The organism is Kitasatospora sp. SC0581, from assembly GCF_048159585.1.
In the GTDB taxonomy this organism is placed as follows: Bacteria; Actinomycetota; Actinomycetes; order Streptomycetales; family Streptomycetaceae; genus Kitasatospora.
This window is the reverse complement of sequence record NZ_JBLRWA010000001.1, coordinates 860,463-865,162: the sequence shown is the minus strand read 5'-3', so window position 1 is coordinate 865,162 and position 4,700 is coordinate 860,463. Positions and strand designations below refer to the sequence as shown.

General features: G+C 72.9%; 3 protein-coding genes. 1 reads left to right on the top strand and 2 read right to left on the bottom strand.

Going from position 1 to position 4,700, the window contains the following annotated elements; all coding sequences use genetic code 11:
• Positions 1–555: 555 nt before the first annotated feature.
• Together ACLWS4_RS03120 and ACLWS4_RS03115 are read right to left on the bottom strand one after the other, a co-directional pair.
• Positions 556–1,257 carry a response regulator gene (locus ACLWS4_RS03120; RefSeq protein WP_049659142.1) on the bottom strand — a complete coding sequence of 234 codons (702 nt, stop codon included), beginning with the start codon at positions 1,255–1,257 and terminating at the stop codon, positions 556–558.
• Entirely contained in the window at positions 1,229–2,323 is a 1,095-nt protein-coding gene (locus ACLWS4_RS03115; protein WP_181970733.1) for a sensor histidine kinase, read from the bottom strand. The genes ACLWS4_RS03120 and ACLWS4_RS03115 overlap by 29 nt, the downstream gene beginning before the upstream one ends.
• Before the next feature lie 553 nt (positions 2,324–2,876).
• Between ACLWS4_RS03115 and ACLWS4_RS03110 the strand changes: the two genes are divergently transcribed.
• On the top strand, positions 2,877–4,646 hold the full coding sequence (locus ACLWS4_RS03110) for a 2-isopropylmalate synthase (protein ID WP_416873280.1): 1,770 nt from the start codon (positions 2,877–2,879) through the stop codon (positions 4,644–4,646).
• Positions 4,647–4,700: the final 54 nt, after the last annotated feature.

Sequence of the window (4,700 nt, the reverse complement as noted above, 5' to 3'; positions counted from 1 at the left end):
CGGGGGCCGTGGGAACGGCGGGACGGCCCCGGCCGTCCCGCCCCCGGGGGCCGGCACCATCCGCCCGCCCGGCGGTGTGGTGGCCGTCGACATTGCCGGGCGGGCGGAAGTTCCGTACCTTGGTGCCGGCTTTGGCTCCCAAAGGACTGTCCTTGACCTTGAGGTGTCGTCACCTGCCGTCGCACGGGCGGGTGGTGACCACCGCCGGCGGCGGATGCGGGGAGAAGTCCCTCATGGCCGTCGAATCCGCTCCGGCCCTGAATTCCCCCCCCCCGGTTCCCCGGCCTCCGCATGCCGGTACGGACCGGCGCTTCGGCGGCGAAGGGCGGGAGCACCGGTGGGGTGGAGCGCGGGTCCGGCCGTCGGGGTGCAGGGGCGGTAGGTGGTCGGCAGGGGTTGAGGCCCCGGCCGGCCGCGGCGAGGCTTGGAACCGGGCCGACCGGGCCGACCGGTGCGCCCGGGCCGACCGGGCCGACCGGGTGCGCGGGGCGGCGCGCCGGGCGGGGTGCCGGCCGGCCGCGCGGGGGAGTCGGGAAGGAGCGTGCGGAGGAGGTCTCAGCCCGCCCGGTGGCGGTGGCAGGACTGGTCGTGCGGGGGCGCGATCAGGGAGGCGGCGATCGCCTTGTTCACGGCGTCGATCCGGGAGACCGCGCCGAGCTTGGCGAAGACGTTGCGCAGATGGCGCTTGACGGTGGCTTCGGTGATCGTCAGCCGGGTGGAGATCTGGCCGTTGCTCAGCGCCTGCGCGACCAGCTCCAGGATCTCCAGCTCCCGGGCGGACAGCACGTTCTCGGTGATGCCCTGCATCCGGGCCAGGCTGTCCCGGGAGACGGCCAGGACCATCCGGTCCGAGCCGCGGTGGACGCTGCGGACCGCCGCGAGCAGCTCGTCGCCGCACACGCTCTTCAGCAGGTAGCCCCGGATGCCGGCGTTGATGAGCCGTCGGAGCAACTGGGGGCCGTCGTACATGGACAGCATGATGATCTGCGAGGACGGCGAGAGCGCCCGCATCCTGGTGACGGTGTCGGTGGGCTCGCCGTCGGGGAGTTCGACGTCCAGCAGGACGACGTCCGGCCGGTGCCGGGCGACCTGGGCGATGGCGTCGCCGCTGTTGGCGGCCTCGCTCACCACCACCATGTCGTCCTGCGACTCCAGGATCTCGCGCACCCCCTCGCGGACCAGCGCGTGGTCGTCGACCAGGGCGACGCGGGTGGTGGCGGACGCGGGGTCAGCAGCTACGGCGTCGCGCGGGTTCATCGAGGAGCCGTCCTTTGAGAGGTACCGAGAGATCCACCCTGGTGCCGTTGTCCGGACGGCTGTTGACCAGCAGTCGGCCGCCGAGCAGTTCGGCCCGCTCGCGCATCGAGGACAGGCCGACGCCGGCGTCGGCCGGCCGCTCCTGCGGCAGCCCGCAGCCGTCGTCCTCGACGGTGGCGCGGAGCTCGTTGGGGGTGATCTCGACGTTCACCAGCAGCACCGTGGCCCGGGCGTGGCGCAGGGAGTTGCGGACGCCCTCGCGGAGGATCAGGAACACCTCGTCGAGCACCTCCGGCGGAGCCCAGGCCTCGTCCCCGTTCACCCGGAGCCGGGCGGCCACGCCGTCGGGGCCCAGCGACTCCAGGTCGTTGAGCAGGGCCTTCTCCAGGCTCTTCAACGGCTGGCGGGTGTGCAGGTCGGAGGTGACCGCGCGCAGGTGGTGCATCGACTCCTGGATGGCCTGCTGGGCGGTGGCCAGCTTGACGCTCGCCCGGTCCGGCTGCTTGTCCAGGTAGAGGGTGTAGAGCTCCAGCTGGCGGTGGGTCACGCTCATGCCGTGCCCGATCCGGTCGTGGAGCTCGCGGGCGATCCGGCGCCGCTCGTCGAGCTGCGCCTCGTGGATCTTGTCGACGAGTAACCCGGTGTACGCGGCCACCGACTCGCGGATCCGCAGGGCGACACCGCGCTCCAGCGCGAGGGTGATCAGGGTGAGGGTGTCGACTTGTCTCGATCCGGGCGGAAGGTGGCTGAATATCGTCGACAGCGCCGCGTGGAAGAAGGCCGAGGAGGCCTGGACGGATTCCCGGGGGTGGACCCCGTCCGCCGCGCGTGTCGCGCCGACGTCCCAGGCCAGCAGCTTGCACGTCTGGTCGACCTCGACCTGCCCCACGCGCAGGCTGGTGACCACGTCGGCGACGATCTGACGGGCGGTGGCCAGGGCCTGGTCCAGCGAGGCCGGGCTCTGCGCGATGGCGTTGCCGGCCGCCCGGAGCGAGGCCTCGTAGGCCTCGACTATCTCGGGCGTGCGTTGTTCGATCAGGTCCGCCACCTGTTGGCGAGTCGTCAAGGCTGCCTTCTCCAAACCGGTCACGTGCCGGCCCCCGTGTCGCCTTGGCCAAGCGGGGTCAAGATACCAGAACGCCGTGCGAATTCGAGGGCGTGAAGATGGCCTCCGGGAGGCCCCCTCGCCGGTCGAGCGTGTTCGAATCTTCAACTAGTTCAAAGGCGCGGCCGGAATGCCGGGACCGGTGACAAAGGGGGGGTCGGCCGCGCCGTGAAGAAGTGGACGGCGGAGGTGGCCGGAAGTCGTCCCGTCGTGCCGGCCGCCACCCGGCCGGGCGCGGGCGGAGGGACCGCCGGTGGTACCGGGGCCGGAGCGGAGTGGCCCGGGGGTGGAGTGTCCACTACTCCCTTCGATACCCCCCGCTCATCCCTCCGGCGCGGATGGGCCGACAGCGCCGGCGAGACCGTTGTCCGGGACTACGGCGGCTCTCTAGCGTGACGTTCACAGGACGTCCGCAATCGACCGGTACTTCCTGCATGTCCGCAACAAGAGCATCACTCCGTGCATGTCCGCAACAAGACCAGTACTTCCCGCATGTTCGCAACAAGAAACAGTTGTGAGGAACCAGACCGTGAAGGCTGACCGGCTGCCCCGGCGCTACCAGGCGTTCGTCCCGATGACCCTGCCCGACCGCACCTGGCCGGACCGGACCCCCACGGCGGCGCCGCGCTGGCTCTCCACGGACCTGCGGGACGGGAACCAGGCGCTGGCCCGTCCGATGACGCCGGCCCGCAAGCTCGCCATGTTCGACCTCCTGGTGGCGATGGGCTACCGGGAGATCGAGGTCGGCTTCCCGGTCGCCAGCCAGGACGAGTACGACTTCGTCAGGATGCTGATCGAGCAGGACCGGATACCCGACGACGTCCGCGTCTCGGTGCTGGTGCCGGCCCGCGACGAGCTGATCGAACGGACCGTGGAGAGCCTGCGCGGCGCCCGCGCCGCCACCATCCACGTGTACAACGCGACCGCGCCGCTCTTCCGCGACCTCGTCCTCGGGATCGGCCGGCCGGAGTGCGTCGACCTCGCCCTGCGCGGCACCCGGTCGATGATGCGGCACACCGAGCGGCTGCTGGGCGACTGCGAGGTCGGCTACCAGTACTCCCCGGAGCTGTTCAACGAGACCGAGCCGGAGTTCGCCGTCGAGGTCTGCGAGGCGGTGATGGACCTCTGGGAGCCCGGCCCGGGCCGCGAGATCGTGCTGAACTTCCCGGCCACGGTCGAGCGTTCGATGCCGCACGTGTTCGCCGACCAGATCGAGTGGCTGGACCGCACCCTCTCCCGCCCCGAGTACCGCTGCCTGTCGATCCACCCGCACAACGACCGGGGCACCGGGGTGGCCGCCACCGAACTGGCCCTGCTGGCCGGGGCGAAGCGGGTCGAGGGCTGCCTGTTCGGCGGCGGGGAGCGGGCCGGCAACGTCTGCCTGGTCACCCTCGGCCTCAACCTGCTGACCCAGGGCGTCGACCCGGGCATCGACTTCTCCGACATCGACCGGGTGCGCCGCACCGTCGAGCACTGCTCCGGACTGCCGGTCTCCCCCCGCCACCCCTACGGCGGCGAACTGGTCCACACCGCCTTCTCCGGGACGCACCAGGACGCCATCAGGAAGGGCTTCGCCGCCCTGGAGGCCGAGGCCGCCGCCGCCGGCGAGAGCCCGCGCGACCGCGCCTGGCGGATGCCGTACCTGCCGATCGACCCGCAGGACCTCGGCCTCGGCTACGAGGCGGTGGTCCGGGTGAACAGCCAGTCCGGCAAGGGCGGCGTCGCCCACGTCATGAGCGCCCGGCACGGCCTGGACCTGCCGCGCGGGCTGCAGATCGAGTTCGCCCGCACCGTGCAGGCGGTCGCCGAGGCCACCGGCGCCGAGGTCGCGCCGGACCGGATCGGCCGGCTCTTCGAGCGGGAGTACCGGTCCACCGCGGACGAGACCAAGCCGCTGGCCGTACGCCACGCGCCGGTCCCCACCGAGCTGTTCGTCGACGGGGCCGGCCCCGCCAGCGCGGACGGCACGGTCCGCGCGGAGGAGGTGCGCAGCCTCGGCGCGACCCTGGCGCCCTGGGGCGTCGAGGTCCGGGACGTCCGGCACACCGGCCCCGAGGGCAAGTCCGCGGACCCGGGGCGGGAGGCCGCCGTCTACGCCCGCTGCGCCTTCCCCGACGGGCCGGCCTGGGGCTTCGGCCGGGGCCCCGGCCTGCACGCCGCCGCCTTCTCCGCGATCCGAGCCGCCGCCGCCCGGGCCGGCCAGGGCCCGGCCGAACCGGACCCGCCCGCACCGGAGCGGGCCCGGGCCCAGGGCGCCGCCCCGCTCCCCGCCGAGCACCGCTGAGCACCGCTGAGCCCGAACACCAGCTGGGCCCACCACAGACCCACCGACGGGGCA